Below are 22364 nucleotides of genomic sequence, written 5' to 3'. Positions count from 1 at the left end.
CCTGGCTATCCTAACCAATCAGATGCAGACTCCGAAAAAGCCATCCCGCCGCACCTCGCACCTGCTGTCTCTTGCAGGTTTGCTGTCCTTCGCAATCGGAATCGCATCTGGCTGGTTCGGCGTATTTGCATCCGCCGCAGTCTACCTACGCTGGTCAGGTCTCATCCTGTTTGTCCCTTTCCTGCTGCGCAAACGATCGCTGATGCTGTGGACATTCTTCGCCATGATCGTCGGCAGCGAACTGGGCGCCGACTTCCCCGGCGTCGCATCCCAGACTCATTTTCTCGGCGAAATCTTCCTTCGTCTGATTCGCGTAATTGTCGCGCCGCTGATCTTCGCTACCATCACAACCGGCATCGCCGGACACGACCATCTCGGTGGCGTAGGCCGCGTGGCGCTCAAAGCACTCATCTACTTTGAAGCTGTCACCACGCTCGGTCTCCTGATCGGCACCGTGGCAATGAACCTGTCGCGTGCCGGAGTTGGCATCGTGCTTCCCGCGTTCATCCCGTCCGCTCCAGTAGTAGCAACCGAACCCGGATGGCAGCAACTGATCCTCAATATCTTTCCAGAAAATATCGCTCTAGCGGTCGCGCAAAATCAGATCCTTCAGGTCGCCGTCTTCTCCATCGCCTTCGGCATAGCGCTCGCTCAGCTTCCGCAGGAAAAGCGTGTGCCGCTCATATCCGTCTTACAATCACTCGCGGACACCATGCTCGGCATGACCCGTATCATCATGTACGCCGCGCCTGTAGCAGCAGGTGCCGCACTCGCCTTCACCGTAGGCGGCATGGGATTAGCGACACTGCTTCCCCTGCTCAAGCTCGTCGCCACTTACTATGCTGCACTCACCATATTTCTCCTGCTCGTCCTCGTCCCCATCCTGCTGATCTCGCGCATCCCTCTGCGCAGATTCATCGCAGCCATTGCCGAACCCGCAGCCATCGGATTCGCAACGACTACATCCGAGGCCGCGCTGCCTCTTGCCCTGGAGCGCATGGAAGCATTCGGCGTTCCTCGCTGGATCGCCTCATTCGTCATCCCCGCAGGCTATAGCTTCAACATGGATGGCTCCAGTATTTACCTCTCCATGGCAGCCATCTTCGCCGCCCAGGCCGCCGGCATATCTCTCTCGGTAGGCCAGCAAATCCTCATGCTGGCAACACTTCTTCTCGCCAGTAAGGGAGTAGCAGGCGTACCCCGGGCAGTCCTCGTCATACTGCTCGCAACGGCAAACTCACTGCACATTCCCACAGCTCCAATCCTCATGATTCTCGGCGTAGATACCCTGATGGATATGGGAAGAACATCCATGAACGTTATCGGCAACTGCATGGCCAGCGCCGTAGTCGCACAATGGGAAGGCGAGCTCAACGTTCCATCTCAAACAGCCATAGCCAATTCCAATGGAGGTACTGTCTAGTGATCGCAGAGCAGGCAAATGTGAAACGATGCCAATGGGCCGAGAGCGATCCGCTCCTCCGCGAATACCACGACAAAGAATGGGGCATTCCTATTCGTGATAGCCGCATGCTGTGGGAGATGCTCATGCTCGAAGCCTTCCAGGCTGGCCTGTCATGGCTGACCATCCTGCGCAAGCGCGATACCTTCCGCAAAGCCTTCCACAACTTCGATCCAGAAGTTATCTCTCGATATAAAGAAGCGAAGATAGAAAGCCTGATGCAGGATGCAGGCATCATTCGCTCACGCGCCAAGATCGAAGCCACCATCGGCGGCGCTCGCGCCTATCTGAAAATGGCTGAGGAAGGCGAAGACTTCTCAAAATTTTCGTGGAGCCCTGTAGGCGGCAAACCGATCGTCAATAAGGGGCCAGTCCCAGCCCAAACAACCCTGTCCGAAGAATATTCGGCCGCGCTCAAAAAGCGTGGCTTCAAATTCGTCGGACCGGTCATTGTCTATGCATGGATGCAGGCAACCGGCATTGTCAACGATCACAGCCCAGACTGCTTTCGTCGCAATGCCGTCGCCAAATAGCTACTGAACTTTCGTAGCGTTCACCAGCAGTTCAACTGAAGGCGCAACCTTCAGCAACAGCACTGCCTGCGGCTTCTCCGCCGCCTTCACCGCATCCAGATCCGTCTTATGCTGCTCCGCTGAAACGCTTTCGCTCTTGCCCAGCGCATCCAATGCATGCAGACCTATCGCAGCCACAGTATTCAGCGAATGCGAAACAGGGACAAGCTCCGCCGTAATATCGGAATGCGCCAATCGCGGTTGCAACTTCGCATCATTATCACGCCACAAAACAAGCCAATCATGCGCTTGCTGCACTTCTTCAGGCGTCGCCTTACCCGCGGCAATCTTCTTGCAAATCAATCCAAAGCTGCGCGCAGTCTCACTCTCAGGAGGAACCGCATCGACCATGTGGTTTAGCGACTCAAGGCTTGAATACTCATGCAATCCTTCACGATCATAGCCCTTGGGCGGCTGCACAACCGACGCAAGTACGCGCAGCGCTTCCGGATTTGAATCGCCACTCATACGCTCCAGCATGACTTCTTCAGCAGCCTGGTACTGCAATCCGTAATACTGCAGCTTCTGCGAAATAACCGCCATGCGCTCATACATCGAGTCCACATCGCGCACATTTTGCGGAGACCACAACCGCTCCGCGATCGCTGCCGTACGTGGCCAGATGCGGCTATCAATCGTCTCCGGCGTAACAAACTCAGACCAGATCGTAGCCTCTCCGCCAAGAACACTCGCCGCCTGTTCCGGCGTCAACTTGTCCGCAATGCCTTCCAGCGGATCGACAAGATAGTGCTTCTCCGCAGCCTCATTCAAGTCAATGTAGTAGCCGTTGGAAAGCAGTCCGCGATACCCGCGCTTCGCCGCCTCCAGCAGTGATTCGCGGCCCCGCCATGACTGAATCACAACATCCTTCGGCGTCTCCGGCTGCAGCACTTCATCCCATCCCTCCATGATCTTGTGATGAGCCGCCACCAGCTTCTGCACACGCCCGCTGAAGTATGCCTGCAGCGCGGCATTGTCCTTGAGTTGATGCGCCTTCATAAACTCCTGAATGCGCGGATTCCGATCCCACTCCTTGCCATTGCACTCGTCTCCGCCAACATGAAAATAGGCATCCGGGAATAGCGCAGTCATCTCTCCAATCAACAAATTGAGAAACTGGTAGGTGCTCTCCCGCGTAGGATCCATCGCCGGATCGAAAATACCCCAGTGCCGCTCGATATGATATGGCCCTTTACCGCTTGCCAGGTCCGGATATCCAACAAACCAGGCACCCGCATGTCCGGGCATATCGAACTCAGGCACCACACGAATCCCGCGATCGCGCGCGTATTCGATTACGTGGCGAATCTCCTCCTGCGTGTAATACATTCCATCGGAACCCTTTTGCTGCAACAGCGGAAAGACCTTGCTCTCCACACGAAAACCCTGATCCTCGGAAAGATGCCAGTGGAAGACATTCATCTTCACCGCTTCCATTCCATCCAGATCGCGCTCAATCACCGGAACAGGAATAAAGTGCCGCCCCGCATCCGTCATCAGCCCTCGCCATGGAAAACGTGGCTTGTCCTCAATCGTGACCACCGGCACCGTAAACCCTCGTGGAGTCACCCGCACCAGTTGCAAAAATGTCTGTAGGCCATGCATCGTGCCCAGCGGATTTGCCGCGCTCAACTCCACGCCATCCGCCGAAACCTTGAGGCTGTAAGACTCATCCTCTCCAACCTGCTGCACCGCCGCACTCGGCCCCTTGGTTCGAATCACAAAATGCGGCTGTGTCTCCGCCGAGTGATACGCAAACAAAATGCCCGTCTCGCGCGAAAGCGTTCCCAGGAAGCGGGTCTGTGCGCGTTCCAGCCGTGGCTCCTTGTAGCCTTCCAAAGCCACCCCAAAATGGCCATCAATCAAAAATTCGCCATCCCCGGGAACGGCACTGGCAGGCAGCGGCATAATCGGTAGCGGAGCGGTAGCCTGTGCCGCTAACTCATGTGAAGTGTTCAAGGCACAACAGAAAAGAGCAACAGCAAGAGCAAAAAACGGCCGACGGCTATTCATCAGGATCGCTTCTCCGTAGAACAATTTTTTGGAGCAATGTTTTCAGGCTGTAAATTTGTAGCCCCTCAGAATCGCCTCCGAAGCGCTCCAAGTATATTAGCCGCATCCCGGCTACTTAAGCCTTCAAATTCTTTGTTTTCAGCTTCAATTCCTGATCGTTTGAAGCCAATTCCATTATTTTCATGATCGAATACCCCGATTGCACCCAAATCAGTCATGCTTGAACCAGCCAAACCACCCCGGCGACCCTCGGCTCCATCACCACCCTGTAGCAGAATCGATTTTTTTCGTTTGATCCTTCGTTTGATCATTCCCCTGTACCATCGTTAGAGGAGCAGTCATGAGCACACCCCCTACCCAGGCAAATCAGACCCCGGCGAATCCCGCAGAGCCCCGCGCAGTGAAAGAAACGAAAGCCCAGAAATCCGAGCGCCTCAAACGCGAAAAGAATCCATGGGAAGCCTTCGACGAAGTTCGCGCCTTTGCCCGCCAGGGCCGTGCGAGCGTCCTGCCGGAATGGGCCAGCTTCTATTTCAAGTGGTGGGGCATCTACACGCAGGGAGATGGCGCAGGCGTAACCGGCGGCACCGGCGGAGAGGGCAAAGCCACCGAATTCTTCATGATGCGCATCGGCATTCCCAATGGCATCGCAACCTCTGAGCAACTCCGCGCAATCGGCACCATCGCCCGCGACCACGCACGCAATCTGGCCGATATCACCGTGCGTCAGGCCATTCAATTGCACTGGCTCACCATCGAGTCTCTGCCCGAGGCCGTACAGGCTCTCGAAACAGTCGGCCTGTCCCCACGCAGCGCCTGCGGAGATGTCGTTCGCAATGTCACCGGCTGCCCCGTCGCAGGTCTAGGTGCTCACGAAATCATCGACGCATCGCCCCTGGCCATCGCTGTCTCACGCGAAGTAAGCGGCAATTCCGAGTTCTACAATCTCCCGCGCAAATTCAAAATCACCGTTACGGGATGCCCCGTCTGGTGCTCTTACCCCGAAATCAATGACGTCGCACTCACTGCCGTGCGGCGTGGCGATGAAGTTGGCTATTCCGTGCGAGTCGGTGGCGGACTCTCCGCCGATCCACACCTCGCCGTCAAGCTGGATGCCTTCATCCCCGAAGACAAGGCAGTCGCAGTCGTGCGTGGCATTATCGAAATCTTCCGCGAGCAGCAAGGCCTGCGCGAAAGCCGCGACCGCGCCCGCATGAAGCACCTCTTCCTTCGCGAAGGCTGGACAGCCGAGCGCTTCCTCGAAGAACTCAAAGGCAAGCTCTCCTTCACGCTCGAAGCCGGGGTTGATGATTCCGTGCCCGATGACGTTTTCCGCGATCACGTCGGTGTCCGCCCGCAAAAGCAGGACGGCCTCTACTCAATCGGCGCAACCGTGCTCAACGGCCGCCTCAGTGGCGAACAGCTCATCGCCGTCGCGGCACTCGCAGAGAAATACGCCGGCGCCGAAATCCGCACCACCGTCATGCAAAACTTCATCCTGCCCAACGTGCCCAAAGCCAATCTGGATGCAGTACTCGCAGGCCTCTCATCCATCGGCCTCACCGTCGAAGCCACCAATTTCTGGCGCGGCACCGTAGCCTGCACCGGCACCGAATTCTGCAAGCTGGCCATCACCGAGACCAAAGGCTTCGCCCGCTGGCTCGTCGATGAAATGGATGCACGCATCCCCGGTTTCGATCAACAGATCAAGCTCCACATCACCGGTTGCCCCAATAGCTGCGGCCAGCACTGGATCGCCGATGTCGGCCTCGAAGGCAAAAAAATCAAGCACGACGGAAAGCTGATGGACGCGTGGTCCTTTGCCCTGGGCGGAGCTCTGGGACTACACGCAGGCGTAGCTCGCCTCGTGAACTATCGTTGCCTTTCCACCGAAGTTCCCGATGCCCTGGAACGCCTCTTGAACAGCTATTTGCAGACCCGTAGCGGCGACGAAAATCTTCGCTCCTGGTTCGCCGCCAGGTCTAACGACGAGCTGCGTATGGTTCTGGACTCAAGCGTTCCCGTGGGAGCCTGAGTCCAGGCGACGCCCCCACCATCCATCTCTCGCCGTATCGTATATTGGCGCAGACCTGCTTCACAGGTGCGCCAATAGATAGCTTTGCGCTCTATAATCCTCCTTGATCCGAAGGAGCCTGATTGCACCATGGATAGACGCGATTTTCTCAAGACGACAGGTACGCTCATTGCAACTGCAACCGTTGCACATCCAGCACTTGCAGCAGAAAAGAAAAGCTTTTCATCCGAAGGCCGAGTCACCCTGCCCATCAATCGCAACTGGCGATACAGCAGGACCAGTTCCGCCGCGGCACACGAACCAGGCTTTGACGATTCCTCCTTTGATCGCATCACCGTTCCGCACACAAATATCAGGCTCCCCTGGCACAGCTTCGACGAAAAGTCCTACGAGTTCATCTCCGTATACCGACGCAAATTCACGCTGCCCGCTTCCATGCGCGGCCGTCACGTCTTCGTGGACTTTGAAGGCGTCATGACCGCGTCCACCGTCTGGCTGAACGGTACGCGGCTGGGCGAATACCGAGGCGGCTTCACTCCCTTTTCCTTTGAACTCACGCCGCACATCAACTGGGAAGGCGAGAACGTGCTGGTAGTCGATGTCGACTCCACCGAACGCCCGGACATCCCTCCCTTTGGCTATCAAGTGGACTACCTCACTTTCGGCGGCATCTATCGCGAAGTAGCCCTCCGGATCGTCGCCCCGAGCTTCCTGGAAAACATCTTCGCCGAACCAAAAGATGTTCTGACAGATCATCCATCCGTCGCAGTGAACTGCTTCATCCAGCATCTCGAAGCATCCAGCGAGCCGCTGACTCTCAATATCACTCTGCAAAATGGCGATCGCGTACTGGCGCAAACATCCCAAAAAGTGGAAGCCGCCTCAGCGCAGGCTGACCCTGTTTCGCATCCCGTAACGCTGGCCCATCTCGGCAAAATCGACCTCTGGGATCTGACACATCCCAACCTGTACTCCGTCCACGTCAAGCTGTTGCATGGCGATCGCGTCATCGATCAGGACAGCCGCAGGATCGGCTTCCGTGAAGCCACCTTCACCGACCATGGCTTTGAACTCAACGGCAAAGTCATCAAATTGCGCGGCCTCGACCGCCATCAGACATTTCCCTGGGTGGGGCAAGCCATGCCCGCGCGCGTGCAGCGTAAGGATGCGAAGATCCTGCGCGAAGACCTGCATTGCAACATCGTGCGCACCTCGCACTACCCGCAGTCACGCCACTTCCTCGATGCCTGCGACGAACTCGGCCTCCTCGTCCTCGAAGAAATCCCCGGCTGGCAGCACATCGGCGACAAGCCCTGGCAGGACATCTCCGTAGACAACGTAAGCCGCATGATTCGCCGCGATTGGAACCACCCATCCATCATCCTCTGGGGCGTGCGCATCAACGAATCACGCGACAATCACGACTTCTACACCAGAACGAATGCGATGGCACACAGCCTCGATCCCTCACGGCAGACCGGCGGCATCCGCTACTTTCAGGAGTCTGAATTTCTGGAAGATGTCTTCACCATGAACGACTTCGGCTTCCCATTGAAGGCGCCGAATCATCCTCGCTATCTGAACACCGAATTCGTCGGCCACACCTTTCCCACCAAGACCATCGACAACGTAGAGCGGCTCACCGAACACACCATCCGCCACGCGCGCGTTCACGATCAACTGGCCTCCGATCCACAGTACGCCGGAGGCATCGCCTGGTGCGCCTTCGACTACAACACGCACAACAACTTCGGCTCCGGAGATCGCATCTGCTATCACGGCGTAACCGACATCTTCCGCGAGCCCAAACCCGCCGCTGGCTTTTATAAATCGCAATGTGATCCAGCAGAAGAAATCGTCCTCGAACCATCCTTCCACTGGGCAAACGGCGATCAGTCCGTCGGTTTCTCCAAGGCTCTGGTCTGCTCCAACTGCGACCATCTCAAGTTCTACGTCAATGACAAAGTCATCGCCGAGGTAGACCCAGATCACGCGCAGTTTCCGCATCTCCACTACGCCCCCTTTGTCACAGAGATCGGCGGCAAGACAGATCCCTGGGGAGACTTGCGCATCGAGGGCTACATCGCAGGCAAAAAGGTCATTGAAAAGAGCTACTCCGGCAAAGGCATCGATCAGAAATTCACACTGCTCCCCGATGATCTTTCGCTGGTCGCAGACGGCGCGGACACAACCCGCATCGTCCTGCGCGTGACAGATGAATTCAACGCCATCCGTCCCTTCGCCGCCGATGCTATTCACTTCGAACTGGAAGGCCCCGCCGAAATCCTCGGCGATAATCCATTTGCACTCATCGGAGGCACGGGTGCAATCTGGATTCGCGCAAAAGATCAGCCAGGCACAGCGCGTTTGACCGCCACCCACCCGGTGCTGGGCAAACAAGTGCTTGAGCTCAAACTCTCTGCATCCACGCCTGAGGCCGCCTAACCCACGATCACGCTCGATCAATTGAATCAAACCAGCTCAATTGAATCAAAAATAGACACGGCGGATAAGACATGAACCGACAGGAAATGCTCGACCGTGTAGCGAAGCGCACGACGCCATGGGACATGATCGTCATCGGCGGCGGTGCCACCGGAGTCGGTGTCGCCGTCGATGCCGCATCGCGCGGCTTCGACGTCCTTTTGCTCGAAGCCCAGGACTTCGGCAAAGGCACCTCCAGCCGCAGCACCAAGCTCATTCACGGGGGAGTCCGCTACCTAGAACAAGGCAACATCTCCCTGGTTATGGAAGCGCTCAAAGAGCGCGGCCTGCTTCGTCAGAACGCTCCACATCTCGTACACGACCTCGCATTCATCGTGCCGAACTACTCCTGGTGGGAAGCCCCTTTCTACGGCATCGGAATGAAGATCTACGATCTCCTCGCAGGCAAGTACGGCTTCGGCAGATCGCGCATCCTTTCCTCGCAGGAAACGCTGGAGAGACTGCCGAATCTGCAGACTGATGGCCTTCGCGGCGGAGTCATCTACTACGATGGTCAGTTCGACGACACCCGCCTGCTCATGCACATGGCCGCCACAGCCGCCGATCACGGCGCGACCCTTCTGAACTACGCGCCCGTAATCGAAATCACCAAAGACAACGATGGCTTCGCAAACGGCGTCCTCTTCAACGATGCGGAGAGCGGAAAGCAATTCACCGCACCAGCGCAGGTCGTCATCAACGCCACCGGAATCTTCGCCGATCAGATCCGCCGCATGACCGACCCCGAAGCAAAGAAGATGATCGCACCCAGCCAGGGAATCCATCTCGTCTTCGAGCGCTCTTTCCTGCGCGCCGACACGGCGATTATGGTTCCTCATACCAGCGACGGGCGCGTGTTATTCGCAATTCCGTGGCACAAGCACACCGTAGTCGGCACGACCGATACACCCATCCAGGACGCATCCTACGACCCGCTTCCTTTTGAAGAAGAGATAGACTTCATCCTCGATACCGCGGCCCAGTTCCTGAGCCGTCCGCCAAAGCGCGAAGACATCCTGAGCGTCTACGTAGGCATTCGTCCCCTGGTGAAAATGCAGGAAGATTCCCCGACAAAAACCTCGTCTCTCTCCCGCGACCACACCGTCCACATTGATAACTCCGGCCTCATCACGATCGTAGGCGGCAAGTGGACAACGTATCGGCACATGGCAGAGGACTGCGTCAACCATGCCATCACCCTCGGCACACTGCGCGACGCACCATGTGTCACCCGCGACCTGAAGCTGCACGGCTATTACGAAAACATCGAAGAACTCGGAGATCTATGGGTCTATGGAGCGGATGCGGCAGCAATCCGCGCCATAGCGTCAAACGACCCAACCCTCCTCGATCCCCTGCATCCCGATCTCACATATTGCGCAGCAGAGGTGATATGGGCCGTGCGAAACGAAATGGCCCTTACCCTCGAAGATGTGCTCGCGCGCCGCACCCGCGCTCTCTTTCTCAACGCTCATGCCGCCCTCGCCATCTCAGAAAAAGTAGCAGCAATCATGGCCCGGGAACTGAATGCCGACGACGCATGGATCGAGGCTCAGATCGCTGATTTTGCAGCCCTCGGAGACCGCTACCTCGTCCACAGCTAAACCCCGTCCGCCAGCGCACGCAAGCAACGTCAACACTGCGGATGTTACAGTGATTGGGTAGGAATCAGCTTTCGATGCTGCCTCAAGGATCGCCCGTGACCGCCCCTAAAGTCCTCAAACTCGACCCTCATGACAACGTCCTCGTCGCTCTTACTGACCTTCCCGCAGGCGCGACAGTCGAGCATTCCGGCCAGACGTATACAGTACAGACTCTCATTCCCGCCAAGCACAAATTTGCAACCGAAGACTTTGCAATCAACACTGAAGTCATGATGTACGGCGTCATTGTTGGCCGCGTACGAGAGCCAATCGCGCGCGGAGGCCTGCTCACAACGTCCAACGTAGCCCATGACGCAGCCGGATTTTCCGGCAAGCAATCGAACTACAAATGGGTCGGTCCCGACGTTCAAGAGTGGCAGTCGCGAACGTTCAATGGCTATCACCGCCAGGACGGCCAGGTCGGCACCCGCAACTATTGGCTGGTCATCCCGCTCGTCTTCTGCGAAAACCGCAATGTCGACGCCCTTCGCGAAGCCTTCGAAGAAGAACTCGGCTACGGTCGCCCTAAAAAGTATCGGCAACAGGTTCACGCGCTCCTGCAGGAGTATCGCCAGTCAGGCTCCACGCCAACGGCCATCCCCGCGGATTCAACCCCGGCCCCCGATCGCATCTTCCCCAACGTCGATGGAATCAAGTTCCTCGTCCATCAAGGCGGCTGCGGCGGAACACGCGACGACTCCCGGGCACTCTGCGGCCTGCTCGCCGGCTACATCCATCATCCCAACGTCGCCGGAGCTACCGTCCTCAGCCTCGGCTGCCAGAACGCCCAGGCCACCGACCTCTTCGAAGAATTGCGCAAGCGCGATCCCCAATTCGCCAAGCCAGTCCTGCTCTTTGATCAGCAGAAGTCCGGCCTCGAATCCACCATGCTCTCCGACGCGATTCACGCGACATTTCAAGGCCTCGTCGAGGCCAATAAATTCGAGCGTCAACCCGCTCCACTCACCAAACTCACTGTCGGCCTGAAGTGCGGGGGCTCCGACGGCTTCTCCGGCATCTCCGCCAACCCCGCCATCGGTTATGTCTCCGACATCCTCGCCGCTCTCGGCGGCAAATCTATCCTGGCCGAATTCCCCGAACTCTGCGGATCCGAGCAAAACCTCATCAACCGTGCAGAAGACTCGCAGGTAGCCGATAGATTTATCCAGCTCATGCGCGCTTACCAGGGCCGCGCCAAGGCCGTGAACTCCGGCTTCGAAATGAATCCGTCGCCCGGCAACATCCGCGACGGCCTGCTCACCGACGCGATGAAATCCGCCGGAGCAGCCCGCAAAGGCGGCTCGTCCCCCGTCGAAGATGTCCTCGATTACCCGGAGTATGTCAAAGCCACAGGACTCACATTGCTCTGCACCCCCGGCAACGACGTGGAATGCGTCACCGCTCAGGTCGGCGCAGGTGCCAATATCGTTCTCTTCACCACCGGCCTCGGCACGCCCACAGGCAACCCCATCGCGCCAGTAATCAAGCTCGCCACCAATACCAAACTCGCCCAGCGCATGTCCGACATCATCGACATCGACACGGGCCCCGTAATCGACGGCGCTACCACCATCCAATCCATGGGTGAGTCCATTCTCGATCTCGTTATTGAAGTAGCCAACGGGGCGAAACACACCAAGGCCGAGGGTCTTCGTCAGGATGACTTCATCCCGTGGAAGCGCGGCGTATCTCTCTAATCCGTAGCTGATCGACAGGAGCCAGGATCACTCATGCTGAAAGCAGGAATTCTCAATCCAGCTATCAACTCCCTGCTGAGCCGCGTTCGCCATACCAACACGCTCGTCATCGCAGACCGTGGCTTTCCCTACTGGCCGCAGATTGAAACCATAGACATCTCGCTCATAGACGATATGCCCCAGGTGCTCGACGTTCTCCATGCGATCAAGCACAATTTCTCCATCGGTCACGCCTTCGCCGCGGAAGAGTTTCTCTCTGCCAACTCCAAAACAGCAATCGCTAAACTCGAAGCAACGCTCAGCGGAATCCCTTTGACCTACGAGCCTCACATAGACTTCAAGCGGCGCATTCCCAATGCCATCGGCCTCATCCGCACCGGCGATACAACGCAGTACGCAAACCTCATTCTGGAATCGGCATAGCAGCAAGCGCCGCCATACTCGGAGAAATGACAATGGAACAAACCTGGCGCTGGTTCGGGCCCCGCGATAATGTCACGCTCTCAGATGCACGACAAGCCGGCGCAACCGGCATCGTAACCGCCCTGCACGATCTTCCCCCCGGACAAGTCTGGCCAGTCTCAGCCATTCAGGATCGCCAGCGCGAAGTACAGGCCGCAGGCCTGCGCTGGTCCGTCGTCGAGAGCGTCAACGTCAGCGAAGACATCAAGAAGCGCACCACCCGATGGCAACAGCACATCGATGCCTATTGCGACACGCTTCGCAACCTCGCCACCTGCGGTATTCAAACGGTCTGCTACAACTTCATGCCCGTCCTCGACTGGCTGCGCACCGATCTTGAATGGCAACTGGCGGACGGAGCCATCTCTCTGCGCTTCGATGCCATCTCTCTCGCAGCCTTCGATCTCTTCATTCTCAAGCGCCCCAACGCAGCCGCCGACTGGACCGAAGCGCAGCAATCCGCTGCTCACCAACGGCTCCAGGAGATGAGTGAATCCGAGCGCGATCGTCTCATCGCCACCGTGCTCGCAGGGCTCCCCGGAACCACCGAAATCTACACACTCGACTACGTTCGCAACGCCATCGCCAGCTACGCCGACATCGGTGCAGACGGTCTGCGTGCCAACCTCGGTGACTTTCTCCGCGCCGTCTGCCCCGTCGCGCAGGAAGTCGGCGTTCGCCTCTGCATCCACCCCGACGATCCACCACGTTCCCTGCTCGGCCTGCCGCGCATCGCAAACACCATTGAGGATCTGGAGTTCCTGCTGAAGCAAACGCCCGAGCCCTCCAACGGAATCACCTTCTGCTCAGGCTCTCTCGGCGCTCGCAAAGAAAACAATCTCGTCGACATGATCCAGCGCGTCGCCTCGCGCATCTATTTCGTCCACCTGCGATCGACCAGGTACGAAGCTGGCAGAGACGCCTTTTACGAAGCACCGCACCTCGCCGGAGATGTCGACATCGTCGCGCTCATGCAACAGCTGGTCAAAGAACAACGCCGTCGTATCCAGCAAGGCGACACTATCGAGATTCCATTCCGCTCCGATCACGGCAACAAGATCCTCACCGACATCGGCCGCCCGGCAGTTCCCGGCTATCCCGCAGTCGGCAGGCTTAAAGGACTAGCTGAACTACGTGGCGTAATGACTGCCGTAGAGGCGCTTACATAAAAGGAGATCACGTGGCATTCATCACCGATAGATTTTTGTTAGAGAACGACGCAGCAGCCAGTCTCTACAAACATTACGCATTGCCGCAGCCCATCTTCGACTATCACTGCCATCTCCCCGTAAAGGACATAGCAGAGAATCGCCGCTTCAACGACCTCTTTGAAATCTGGCTCGAAGGCGACCACTACAAATGGCGGGCCATGCGCGCCAATGGCGAGTCTGAGCGCTTCTGCACCGGCGACGCATCGCCCTATGAAAAGTTCCAGACCTGGGCCCGCACCGTTCCCTACACACTCCGAAATCCCCTCTACCACTGGACGCATCTCGAACTCGACCGCTACTTCGGCATCCCCGAGTTGCTCGACGAAAGCTCAGCTCCACGCATCTGGCAGCAAGCCAATGAAGTCCTCAAAAGCGGCTCCCTCGATGTCGACGGAATCCTCAGGCGATTCAACGTACACACCATCTGCACCACGGACGATCCCGCCGACTCTCTCAAGTACCACGAGCAAATCGCATCCTCAGGATTAGCCACGCGCGTCCTTCCCACCTTCCGCCCAGACGCATCGCTACGCGTAGATTCAGCGCCGGCTTTCAACACATGGCTAAGCAAGCTCGCAGCCGCCACCGAAACAACCATCGACTCCTTCAAGGTCTTCCTTGGTGCTCTTGAGAATCGCGTCGATGCATTTCATGCCCTAGGCTGCCGCATCTCCGATCACGGACTCGACATCAGCTTCGCCGAGCCATGCACGGATACGCAGGCGCAATCCATCTTTGAAGCGGCACGCAGCGGCCAATCCGCAAGCCCCGAAGAACATCGCAAATTCGCAAGCTACGTCCTGTTCTTCCTCGGCCAGCTATACGCCTCCCACAACTGGACGATGCAGTTGCATCTCGGCGCCCTGCGCAACGTAAACTCACGCGCCAAAGCCATTCATGGCCCGGATACAGGCTTTGACGCTATGGGCGGCACCTCGCAGATCCACGCACTGGCCCTATTCCTCGACAAGCTGGAGTCCGCAGGCTCACTGCCCAGAACCATCATTTACAACTCCAACCCCATCGAGAACTACGCATTCGCAACCATCATCGGCAGCTTTTCCGCCGAATCCATCCCAGGCAAAGTACAGTTCGGCAGCGGTTGGTGGTTCCTCGATCAGAAGGACGGCATTGAGATGCAGCTCAACGCGCTCTCCAATGTCGGCCTGCTCTCGCGCTTCGTCGGCATGGTCACCGACTCACGCTCCTTCATGTCCTATCCGCGCCACGAATACTTCCGCCGCGTTCTCTGCAATCTCCTAGGCAGCGAAATGGAACTCGGCCTTTTGCCCAACGACGAAGCAATGATCGGCCGCATGGTGCAGGACATCTGCTTCAACAACGCCAACCGCTACTTCAACCTGCCAACCACAACCCGCTCGTAGTCAAGGACAACGATGCCCACCAATGAAGCGCCAATTAAAATCAAGCTGGGCAGCATTCGCTGGCGCATCTGCGCACTCCTTTTCTTCGCCAACACCATCAACTACATGGATCGCCAGGTCCTCAGTTTCCTGGCGCCACTACTGCAAGTAAAAATTGGTTGGACCGAGCTCCAGTACAGCTACATCGTCGTCGTATTCCAGGCCGCCTATGCGCTTGGCCTGCTCGTTGTCGGCGGCATCATCGACACCATCGGAGTGCGCCTCGGCTACACGCTCACCATCGCGCTCTGGAGCCTCGCTGCCATCAGTCATGCCTTCGCACGATCAGCGCTCTCCTTCGGTATCTCACGCTTTTTTCTCGGCCTCGGCGAATCGGGAAACTTCCCCGCGGCAATCAAAACAGTCGCCGAATGGTTCCCCAAAAAAGAGCGCGCACTCGCCACCGGCCTCTTCAACAGCGGCACCAGCGCTGGCGCCATCCTCGTTCCTCTCTCCGTCCCATGGATCGCCACTCACCTCGGCTGGCAATGGGCCTTCGTCTTCACTGGCGGCTTCAGCCTGATCTGGGTCGTCCTCTGGTGGACCACCTACAGAAGCCCCGAACTCCACACCAAACTCACCGAACACGAACTCACGCACATTCGCAGCGACTCCGCCGACGTCCTGACCAAAGTCCCGTGGAGACGCCTCCTGGGCTATCGCCAATCATGGGCCCTCCTCATCGGCAAAGGCCTCACCGATCCAGTCTGGTGGTTTCTACTCTTCTGGCTGCCAAAGTTTTTCGCTGCCAACTTTGCCCTCAAACTTACCGGCCTCGCCATGCCCATCATGATCATTTACATCGCCGCCTGCGTTGGCAGTATCTTCGGTGGCTGGCTACCGGCACAGGGCATCAGGATGGGCCTCAGTATCAAGGTCGCGCGACGCTCCGCAATGCTCGCCTGCGCGCTCGCCATCACTCCCATCATGTTCGTGGGAAACATCCATACACTGTGGCTTGCGATCGCAATCATCAGTCTCGCTGCAGCAGCACATCAAGGCTGGTCCGCGAATATCTTCACACTCGCGTCCGACATCTTCCCCAGATCGTTTGTAGGCTCTGTTACTGGATTCGCGGGCTTCGGCGGGGCCATCGGCGGAATGCTCGCAGCCTGGATTGTAGGCCTCGTCCTGCAGCGCTATCACTCCTACTCGGCCATCTTCTTCGTAGCAGGCACAGCCTACCTGGTCGCTCTGCTGATCATACAAATCCTGATCCCCAAAAACGATCTCGTTACGACTGCGTAACCACGCTGCATCCGGCTTAAACGACGATCAGCACATCCAGAAATCGCGGGCCATGCACGCCCTTGATGCGCGTCATCTCGATATCCGCAGTTGCCGATGGTCCTGAAATAAAAGTAGTCGGCAGCGTACTCGTATTCTCCAAGCGCTCGAACGCCTCAGGCACAGTCTCTACAACCTGATCCGCAAACACAACGCAAAGATGATAGTCCGGCACCAGCGAAAGAACCCGCGCTCCCTGCCCAGCCACATTTTGCAATACAAGCGAGCCCGTCTCCGCAATAGCCACAGTGCATGAGCTGAGTATGCCTTCCGTCTTATCTAATTCGTAAGCATCGAACCCCGTCGCATCGACGAACGTAAAACCCTCCGCCATCCACTCCATCGGCACACCCGCGGGCATCGCCAGACCGGACTTGCCCCGCCGGCGAAGGATGCTGCCTATCGTCGCACCAATCTCCGCGGCTGAAGCACGATAAACACCCGCACCATACTCCAGCAATCGATCCTCAAAAAGATCGAGTAATGCATATACGCTCAATTCGCCTGTGAGCTTGTAACTCCGCGAAATCGCCGCATACTCCGCATCAATCGCATCCGAAGCCTGCGCCTGTCCAAGGGACATGCGAATGCTGGCAAGCACCGTCGATCGTTGCAGATCGGAATCAGCCATCAGCGCACACCTCCATCATCGGCACTCTTCGCATGAGGCGCTTTTTCCTTCGCCCACCAGTCGCGAAATGACTGCGCAGGCATCGCCTTCAAATCACGTGTCTGCGTCCACCCACTCAACATCCCCGGCATCCACTCAATGAAACCATTCTTCGACACGAGTGCCTTCTGCCCGACCAATCCCATATGCTCCGCCATGCTCAAACGGCCTGCATCTTTGAAGAGAAACGCCGCAGCCTGCATGCCTATATTCCATAAGCTGAACTTACCTGCAAGCGTAGCCTGATCCTCACGAACCACCTTCCCACGCAGATGAATCAGCACCTCAGGAATGTTGATCTTCACCGGGCAAACCTCATAGCAGGCGCCACACAGTGAAGAAGCATACGGCAACGAACGTCCCTCTTCCATGGAATGCAGCTGCGGCGTGAGTATCGCTCCGATAGGCCCCGCATACACCGACTCATACGCGTGACCACCCGTCTGGTGATACACCGGGCAAACATTCAAACATGCCGCACAGCGAATGCACTGCAACGTCTGACGCGCTTCCTTATCCGCCAGAATCGGGCTGCGCCCGTTATCCAGCAGCACTACGTGAAACTCCTTCGGGCCATCGCCCGGATGCACTCCCGTCCACGTCGAGTTATACGGATTCATCCGTTCACCCGTCGCCGAACGCGGCAGCGTCTGCAGAAAAATATCCAGATCGCGAAAGCTCGGAATCACCTTCTCAATGCCCACTATCGAGATCAGCACATCCGGCAGCGTCAGGCACATGCGCCCATTGCCCTCTGACTCCACAATGCACATGCCGCCCGTGTCTGCGAGTAGAAAGTTGCCACCCGAGATCGCTACCTTGATGCGCAGATACTTTTCGCGAAGATAAGTTCGCGCGGCCGTCGCCAAATCCTCCGGCTTATCGCCCAACTCAGGCAGATGCATCTCTCGCTGAAAAATCTCCCGCACCTGCTGCCGATTCTTATGCAGCGCCGGCACAACAAAGTGCGATGGACGATCTTTCCCCAGTTGAATGATCAGCTCCGCAAGGTCCGTCTCAATCGGTCGAATGCCATTCGCTTCAAGCGTCGCATTCAACCCAATCTCCTCCGAAGTCATCGTCTTGATTTTGATAACTTCCCTGGCTTCGTGCCGTCGCAGCAAGCCAAGTATGATCCGGTTTGCCTCCGCCGCATCACTCGCCCAATGCACATGACCACCCGCGCGCACACAGTTCTCTTCAAACTTCGTAAGGTAGTAATCCAGATGCCGCAGCGTGTGCGCCTTCACCCGCGCGCCAGCCTCACGCAAGTCCTCCCAATCGGGCAACTCCGCAACGACCTTATTCCGCTTGCCCTGGATAACATTCGTCGCATGCTGCACATTCTTGCGCGTCTGCGAATCCTCAAGCAGCACCTTCGCGGCATCGGGAAAATCAAGCGCATTCCATTGCGTGTGCTGGACCGGAACCTCGCTCATCCCTGCGCCTCCGCATAACCGGAAGCAAGTATCTCCGCCAGGTGCACCGTCTTCACAAACGTGCGCTGTCGATGCAGAGAACCATACAGATGCATCAGGCAACTGTTGTCTACTGCCGTACAAATCTCTGCGCCGGTGTTCAAGACATTGCGAACTTTGTCCGACAGCATCGCCGAAGACACATCCGCATTCTTGATCGAAAACGTCCCGCCAAACCCGCAGCACTCCTGCATGTTTTGAATAGGCTGCAGATCAAGCCCGCGAACATTCTTCAACAGACGAATCGGAATATCCCCCAGATGTAAACTGCGCATCGAGTGGCAGCTCGCGTGATACGTCACCTTGTGCGGATAGGCCGCGCCTACATCCTCCACCCCAAGCTTGCGCACCAGAAACTCGGAGAACTCATATACCCTCGGCAGCAGCGCTTCAATGTCTGCAACCAGCTTCGCATCTCCATCCATCTCGGCAGCTTTCACGTAATGATCGCGCATCATCGCCACGCATGAAGACGACGGCACCACTACCATCTCCGCATCCTGATACACCTTCACAAAGTGGCGAATGATCGGCACCGCCTCGCGCAGATATCCCGTATTCCAATGCATCTGCCCACAGCAGGTCTGCTCCGTCCGAAACTCGATCGAGTGCCCCAGCTTCTCCAGCACACGCACCACAGCCTTACCCGTCTCCGGAAAAAGAGCGTCGTTATAGCAGGTAATAAATAAGGAAATGCGCAAGAAGAACCCTTTCGCAGGCAGACCGTGAATTTAACTTACCTAGTGTACGACGCGATTTGCTATATTCGCCACACGGATTGGGACGTGGTTTCCTTAATGCAGTTGCCTTCGTTTCGCTTATTTATCAGCCCAAAATCCACGATTCAAGTCTCCAAGTCAATTAGCAGACGCCGGTAGTTGGAAACTAAAATCTCACCAGGCAGTCGAAAAGGCATAACGTAAAAGGGCGATTTTTATGGGAGCTGCAACCGAATCCGAGTCGCGAATTCACGCCGTCGCTTTTCATCCCGACTCAAACGCCATTCAACGCCTGCTGCAGGATCGGATCGCCCCGGAACGCATCCTCATTCGCCCCATCGATCGCATCGCCTTCGCTTCCGACGCCAGCTTCTATCGCCTTATCCCTCAGGCCGTCATCCAGCCGCAAGGCGTGGAAGAGATCAAGCATCTCTTCCGCTTCAGCCATCAGCATGGAATCCCGCTGACCTTCCGCGCCGGTGGCACCAGCCTCTCCGGACAGGCCATCACCGACGGCATTCTTGTGGATGTTGGCCGCTACTGGCGCAGCCATCGTGTCGAGCACAATGGATCCATAATCCGCGTACAGCCCGGCTTGATCGGTCAACAGGCAAACAACGCGCTCAAGCTCTATCGCCGCAAGATCGGCCCCGATCCCGCATCCATAGCGAGCTGCCGTATCGGCGGTATCCTCGCCAACAACGCCAGTGGCATGTGCTGCGGAGTCGCTCAGAACTCATACCACACCCTCAACTCTCTGACCTTCATCCTGCCTTCTGGCACACAGATCGACACCGCCGATCCCAATGCTGACAACATCCTCCGCATGCTGGAGCCAAAGCTCTGCGCCACACTCCTCCGTTTCAAATCGGAGATCGAATCGGACGCCACACTCTCCGCGCGCATCCGTCACAAGTACAAAACCAAGAACACCACCGGCTATTCGCTCAACGCCTTTCTTGATTTTGAAAGCCCCCTCGATATCTTCAGCCATTTGCTTATTGGCTCCGAAGGCACACTCGCATTTATCGCCGAAGCCGTGCTCAACACCGTTCCCGATTACCCCGTCAAGTACACCGGCCTGCTGCTCTTCCCCGACCTGCACGCCGCCTGCTCCGCCATTACACCCCTGAGCACTGCAGGCGCAGCCGCCCTTGAACTCATGGATCGAGCATCCCTCCGTTCCGTAGAGGATCACCCCGGCGTCCCTGCCCATCTCAAATCTCTACCGGAATCAGCCGCCGCCCTGCTCGTCGAGTTCCAGACTCCCGACGAAGCCCGCCGCCAGCAGATTGAACTCGCCTGCAACGATGCAATCCGTGGCTTACCGCTGCTGCACACCGCAGCCTTCACCAGCGACCCTGCCCAACAAGCCATGCTCTGGAAGATCCGCAAAGGCATGTTTCCCTCCGTCGGAGCAGTCCGCGCCAGCGGCACCACCGCCATAATTGAAGACATCGCTCTGCCCGTCGACCACCTCGCCGATGCGGCCGTCGAATTGCGCTCACTCTTCCTCAAGCACCGCTATCCCAACGCCATCATCTTCGGCCACGCCAAAGACGGCAACCTGCACTTCGTCCTCACCCAGGGCTTCAATACCGCGTTAGAAATAGCGCAGTACCGCAACTTCATGGACGATGTAGTGGCCATGGTCGTCGGCAAGTACGATGGCGCACTCAAAGCCGAGCACGGCACCGGTCGCAACATGGCTCCCTTCGTTGAAACCGAGTGGGGCTCCGATGCCTATCGCATCATGTGCGAACTCAAAGCCATCACCGATCCGCTCAACCTGCTCAACCCCGGCGTCATCGTCAACCCCGATCCCGAGGCACATGTCATTCACCTGAAAGAAATGCCTGTCGTCGAGCCCGAGGTGGACAAGTGCATCGAGTGCGGCTTCTGCGAACACAGTTGCCCCAGCCGCGACCTCACTCTCACTCCGCGCCAGCGCATCGTAGTTCGCCGCGAGATGCAGCGCCTCAAGGACGCACCCGACCCCACCGCCTACAACGAATTGGATCGCGACTTCCCCTACATGGCCCTCGACACCTGCGCAGTCGATGGCCTCTGCGCCACCGACTGCCCCGTCAGCATCGATACCGGCAAGCTCACCAAGCGCTTTCGCGCTCTGCGTCACACTTCGTTTGCCAACAAGACCGCAGCCCTCTTTGCCCGCAATTTTTCGCTTGTTGAATTCGGCGCACGCTTCGCTCTCGGAGCCGGTCACTTTATTCAAAAGATCTTCGGTCTCAGCTTCATGACCGCAACCACAAAACTCATGGATCGCATGTCCAGAAGATTCCTCGACGAACCCTTCTGGCAATGGCGAGACCCAATGCCGCGCCCACGCAAAGGCGCTCTGCCAACCACATCGAGCTCAGGCGCAGAGGCGGTCTATTTTCCTGCCTGTATCAGTCGCGTCATGGGCGCGCTCCCTGGCGAGCCGGAGGACGTCACGCCCATGCAGGCGCTCCTCAACATCGCGCAACGCGCGCAGGTCAATCTCTACATCCCCCGCGATCTCTCCGGCCACTGCTGCGGAGTACCCTTCTCATCCAAAGGCTTTGAGGCCGCACATCAAACAGCAATGGATCACACCATCGAGAGCTTCTATCGCTGGTCCAACGCAGGCCAGCTCCCTATCGTCATCGACACCAGCCCCTGCACTTATGGCCTCAAAACATCACGCGCACAGCTATCGCCAGAGAATCAACAGAAGTTCGACCAGCTTCGCATCCTCGACTCAGTCGAATTCGCACACAGCCACATCCTGCCGCGACTGCCCATCCATCGCCAGTTGGCCTCGATCGCACTGCATCCCGTCTGTTCGGCAACCAAGCTTGGCATCACATCCAAACTTGTCTCCATCGCTGAGGCCTGCAGCATCCATGTCACAGTGCCACAAGAGGCAGGCTGCTGTGCCTTCGCCGGAGATCGCGGTTTTCTTCACCCCGAACTCACCGCATCCGCCACCAGCATTGAGGCCGCCGAGCTCAAGCAGCAGAACCACGACGGCTATTTCTCATCAAGCCGTACCTGCGAAATCGGCATGACCCGCGCCACAAACCACATCTACCGCTCCTACCTGCACCTGCTCGACCACGCCTCCCGCCCCTAACAGGTTGTAATAGATGTAGCTACTTCTCTGCGAATCAGCTTTGCGCAAAGTTGCACTATGTCTGTATAGCAAACTTCTACTGCATCTGC

At 57.4% G+C, this 22364-nt stretch carries 16 protein-coding genes; 11 read left to right on the top strand and 5 right to left on the bottom strand.

Annotation, left to right across the window (positions count from 1 at the left end):
- The first annotated feature begins 22 nt into the window (after nucleotides 1–22).
- Together OHL19_RS16270 and OHL19_RS16265 are read left to right on the top strand one after the other, a co-directional pair.
- Nucleotides 23–1423 (top strand): dicarboxylate/amino acid:cation symporter, encoded by a 1401-nt coding sequence (locus OHL19_RS16270; RefSeq protein WP_263358788.1) that lies wholly within the window; start codon nucleotides 23–25, stop codon nucleotides 1421–1423.
- Nucleotides 1424–1443: 20 nt separating this feature from the next.
- A complete protein-coding gene (locus tag OHL19_RS16265; protein WP_263358787.1) occupies nucleotides 1444–1995 on the top strand; it encodes a DNA-3-methyladenine glycosylase I in 552 nt (183 codons plus the stop codon).
- Here OHL19_RS16265 and OHL19_RS16260 read toward each other — a convergent pair whose 3' ends face one another.
- Nucleotides 1996–4047 carry a beta-N-acetylhexosaminidase gene (locus tag OHL19_RS16260; protein ID WP_263358785.1) on the bottom strand — a complete coding sequence of 684 codons (2052 nt, stop codon included), beginning with the start codon at nucleotides 4045–4047 and terminating at the stop codon, nucleotides 1996–1998.
- Nucleotides 4048–4112: 65 nt separating this feature from the next.
- Nucleotides 4113–4358 carry a hypothetical protein gene (locus tag OHL19_RS16255; RefSeq protein ID WP_263358783.1) on the bottom strand — a complete coding sequence of 82 codons (246 nt, stop codon included), beginning with the start codon at nucleotides 4356–4358 and terminating at the stop codon, nucleotides 4113–4115.
- 29 nt (nucleotides 4359–4387) lie between these two features.
- Here OHL19_RS16255 and OHL19_RS16250 point away from each other — a divergent pair, with 29 nt between their 5' ends.
- The 8 genes from OHL19_RS16250 to OHL19_RS16215 all read left to right on the top strand — a co-directional run bounded on the left by OHL19_RS16250 (nucleotide 4388) and on the right by OHL19_RS16215 (nucleotide 16251).
- Complete coding sequence (locus OHL19_RS16250; RefSeq protein ID WP_263358781.1) at nucleotides 4388–6082, top strand: nitrite/sulfite reductase; 1695 nt, start codon at nucleotides 4388–4390, stop codon at nucleotides 6080–6082.
- A 129-nt stretch (nucleotides 6083–6211) separates the two neighbouring features.
- Nucleotides 6212–8527: a glycoside hydrolase family 2 protein gene (locus OHL19_RS16245; protein WP_263358779.1), complete on the top strand. Its 2316-nt coding sequence runs from the start codon at nucleotides 6212–6214 to the stop codon at nucleotides 8525–8527.
- Between the two features lie 71 nt (nucleotides 8528–8598).
- The gene (locus tag OHL19_RS16240) at nucleotides 8599–10170 is read left to right on the top strand and encodes a glycerol-3-phosphate dehydrogenase/oxidase (RefSeq protein ID WP_263358777.1); all 1572 of its coding nucleotides are present in this window, start codon (nucleotides 8599–8601) and stop codon (nucleotides 10168–10170) included.
- 95 nt (nucleotides 10171–10265) lie between these two features.
- Nucleotides 10266–11906: a UxaA family hydrolase gene (locus OHL19_RS16235; protein ID WP_263358776.1), complete on the top strand. Its 1641-nt coding sequence runs from the start codon at nucleotides 10266–10268 to the stop codon at nucleotides 11904–11906.
- A gap of 33 nt (nucleotides 11907–11939) precedes the next feature.
- Nucleotides 11940–12329, top strand: a complete 390-nt coding sequence (locus tag OHL19_RS16230) for an RbsD/FucU family protein (protein WP_263358775.1) — start codon at nucleotides 11940–11942, stop codon at nucleotides 12327–12329.
- A gap of 32 nt (nucleotides 12330–12361) precedes the next feature.
- Nucleotides 12362–13537 carry a mannonate dehydratase gene (uxuA, locus tag OHL19_RS16225; RefSeq protein ID WP_263358774.1) on the top strand — a complete coding sequence of 392 codons (1176 nt, stop codon included), beginning with the start codon at nucleotides 12362–12364 and terminating at the stop codon, nucleotides 13535–13537.
- Between the two features lie 11 nt (nucleotides 13538–13548).
- On the top strand, nucleotides 13549–14964 hold the full coding sequence (gene uxaC, locus OHL19_RS16220; protein WP_263358773.1) for a glucuronate isomerase: 1416 nt from the start codon (nucleotides 13549–13551) through the stop codon (nucleotides 14962–14964).
- Nucleotides 14965–14976: 12 nt separating this feature from the next.
- Nucleotides 14977–16251: an MFS transporter gene (locus OHL19_RS16215; protein WP_263358771.1), complete on the top strand. Its 1275-nt coding sequence runs from the start codon at nucleotides 14977–14979 to the stop codon at nucleotides 16249–16251.
- A 16-nt stretch (nucleotides 16252–16267) separates the two neighbouring features.
- Here the strand turns inward: OHL19_RS16215 and OHL19_RS16210 are convergent, their stop codons facing one another.
- The 3 genes from OHL19_RS16210 to OHL19_RS16200 are packed head-to-tail and all read right to left on the bottom strand — an operon-like array spanning nucleotide 16268 to nucleotide 19139.
- Entirely contained in the window at nucleotides 16268–16921 is a 654-nt protein-coding gene (locus OHL19_RS16210; RefSeq protein WP_263358769.1) for a LutC/YkgG family protein, read from the bottom strand.
- Complete coding sequence (locus OHL19_RS16205) at nucleotides 16921–18399, bottom strand: LutB/LldF family L-lactate oxidation iron-sulfur protein (protein WP_263358767.1); 1479 nt, start codon at nucleotides 18397–18399, stop codon at nucleotides 16921–16923. Before OHL19_RS16205 ends, OHL19_RS16210 begins: the two co-directional genes overlap by 1 nt.
- A complete protein-coding gene (locus OHL19_RS16200; protein ID WP_263358766.1) occupies nucleotides 18396–19139 on the bottom strand; it encodes a (Fe-S)-binding protein in 744 nt (247 codons plus the stop codon). The genes OHL19_RS16205 and OHL19_RS16200 overlap by 4 nt, the downstream gene beginning before the upstream one ends.
- Before the next feature lie 235 nt (nucleotides 19140–19374).
- On the opposite strand from OHL19_RS16200, the gene OHL19_RS16195 reads away from it, so the two are divergent.
- A complete protein-coding gene (locus OHL19_RS16195) occupies nucleotides 19375–22275 on the top strand; it encodes an FAD-binding and (Fe-S)-binding domain-containing protein (protein WP_263358765.1) in 2901 nt (966 codons plus the stop codon).
- Nucleotides 22276–22364: the final 89 nt, after the last annotated feature.

This window comes from Acidicapsa ligni (assembly GCF_025685655.1).
Taxonomy (GTDB): domain Bacteria; phylum Acidobacteriota; class Terriglobia; order Terriglobales; family Acidobacteriaceae; genus Acidicapsa; species Acidicapsa ligni.
Note: the sequence above shows the minus strand (reverse complement) of the source record. Positions and strands in the feature narration are given on the sequence as shown.

Coding starts and splice junctions, on each gene's coding strand:
- OHL19_RS16270 (WP_263358788.1), top strand. CDS start 23: ATGCAGACTCCGAAAAAGCCATCCCGCCGCACCTCGCACCTGCTGTCT.
- OHL19_RS16260 (WP_263358785.1), bottom strand. CDS start 4,047: ATGAATAGCCGTCGGCCGTTTTTTGCTCTTGCTGTTGCTCTTTTCTGT.
- OHL19_RS16255 (WP_263358783.1), bottom strand. CDS start 4,358: ATGATCAAACGAAGGATCAAACGAAAAAAATCGATTCTGCTACAGGGT.
- OHL19_RS16250 (WP_263358781.1), top strand. CDS start 4,388: ATGAGCACACCCCCTACCCAGGCAAATCAGACCCCGGCGAATCCCGCA.
- OHL19_RS16245 (WP_263358779.1), top strand. CDS start 6,212: ATGGATAGACGCGATTTTCTCAAGACGACAGGTACGCTCATTGCAACT.
- OHL19_RS16240 (WP_263358777.1), top strand. CDS start 8,599: ATGAACCGACAGGAAATGCTCGACCGTGTAGCGAAGCGCACGACGCCA.
- OHL19_RS16230 (WP_263358775.1), top strand. CDS start 11,940: ATGCTGAAAGCAGGAATTCTCAATCCAGCTATCAACTCCCTGCTGAGC.
- uxuA (WP_263358774.1), top strand. CDS start 12,362: ATGGAACAAACCTGGCGCTGGTTCGGGCCCCGCGATAATGTCACGCTC.
- OHL19_RS16215 (WP_263358771.1), top strand. CDS start 14,977: ATGCCCACCAATGAAGCGCCAATTAAAATCAAGCTGGGCAGCATTCGC.
- OHL19_RS16210 (WP_263358769.1), bottom strand. CDS start 16,921: ATGGCTGATTCCGATCTGCAACGATCGACGGTGCTTGCCAGCATTCGC.
- OHL19_RS16205 (WP_263358767.1), bottom strand. CDS start 18,399: ATGAGCGAGGTTCCGGTCCAGCACACGCAATGGAATGCGCTTGATTTT.
- OHL19_RS16195 (WP_263358765.1), top strand. CDS start 19,375: ATGGGAGCTGCAACCGAATCCGAGTCGCGAATTCACGCCGTCGCTTTT.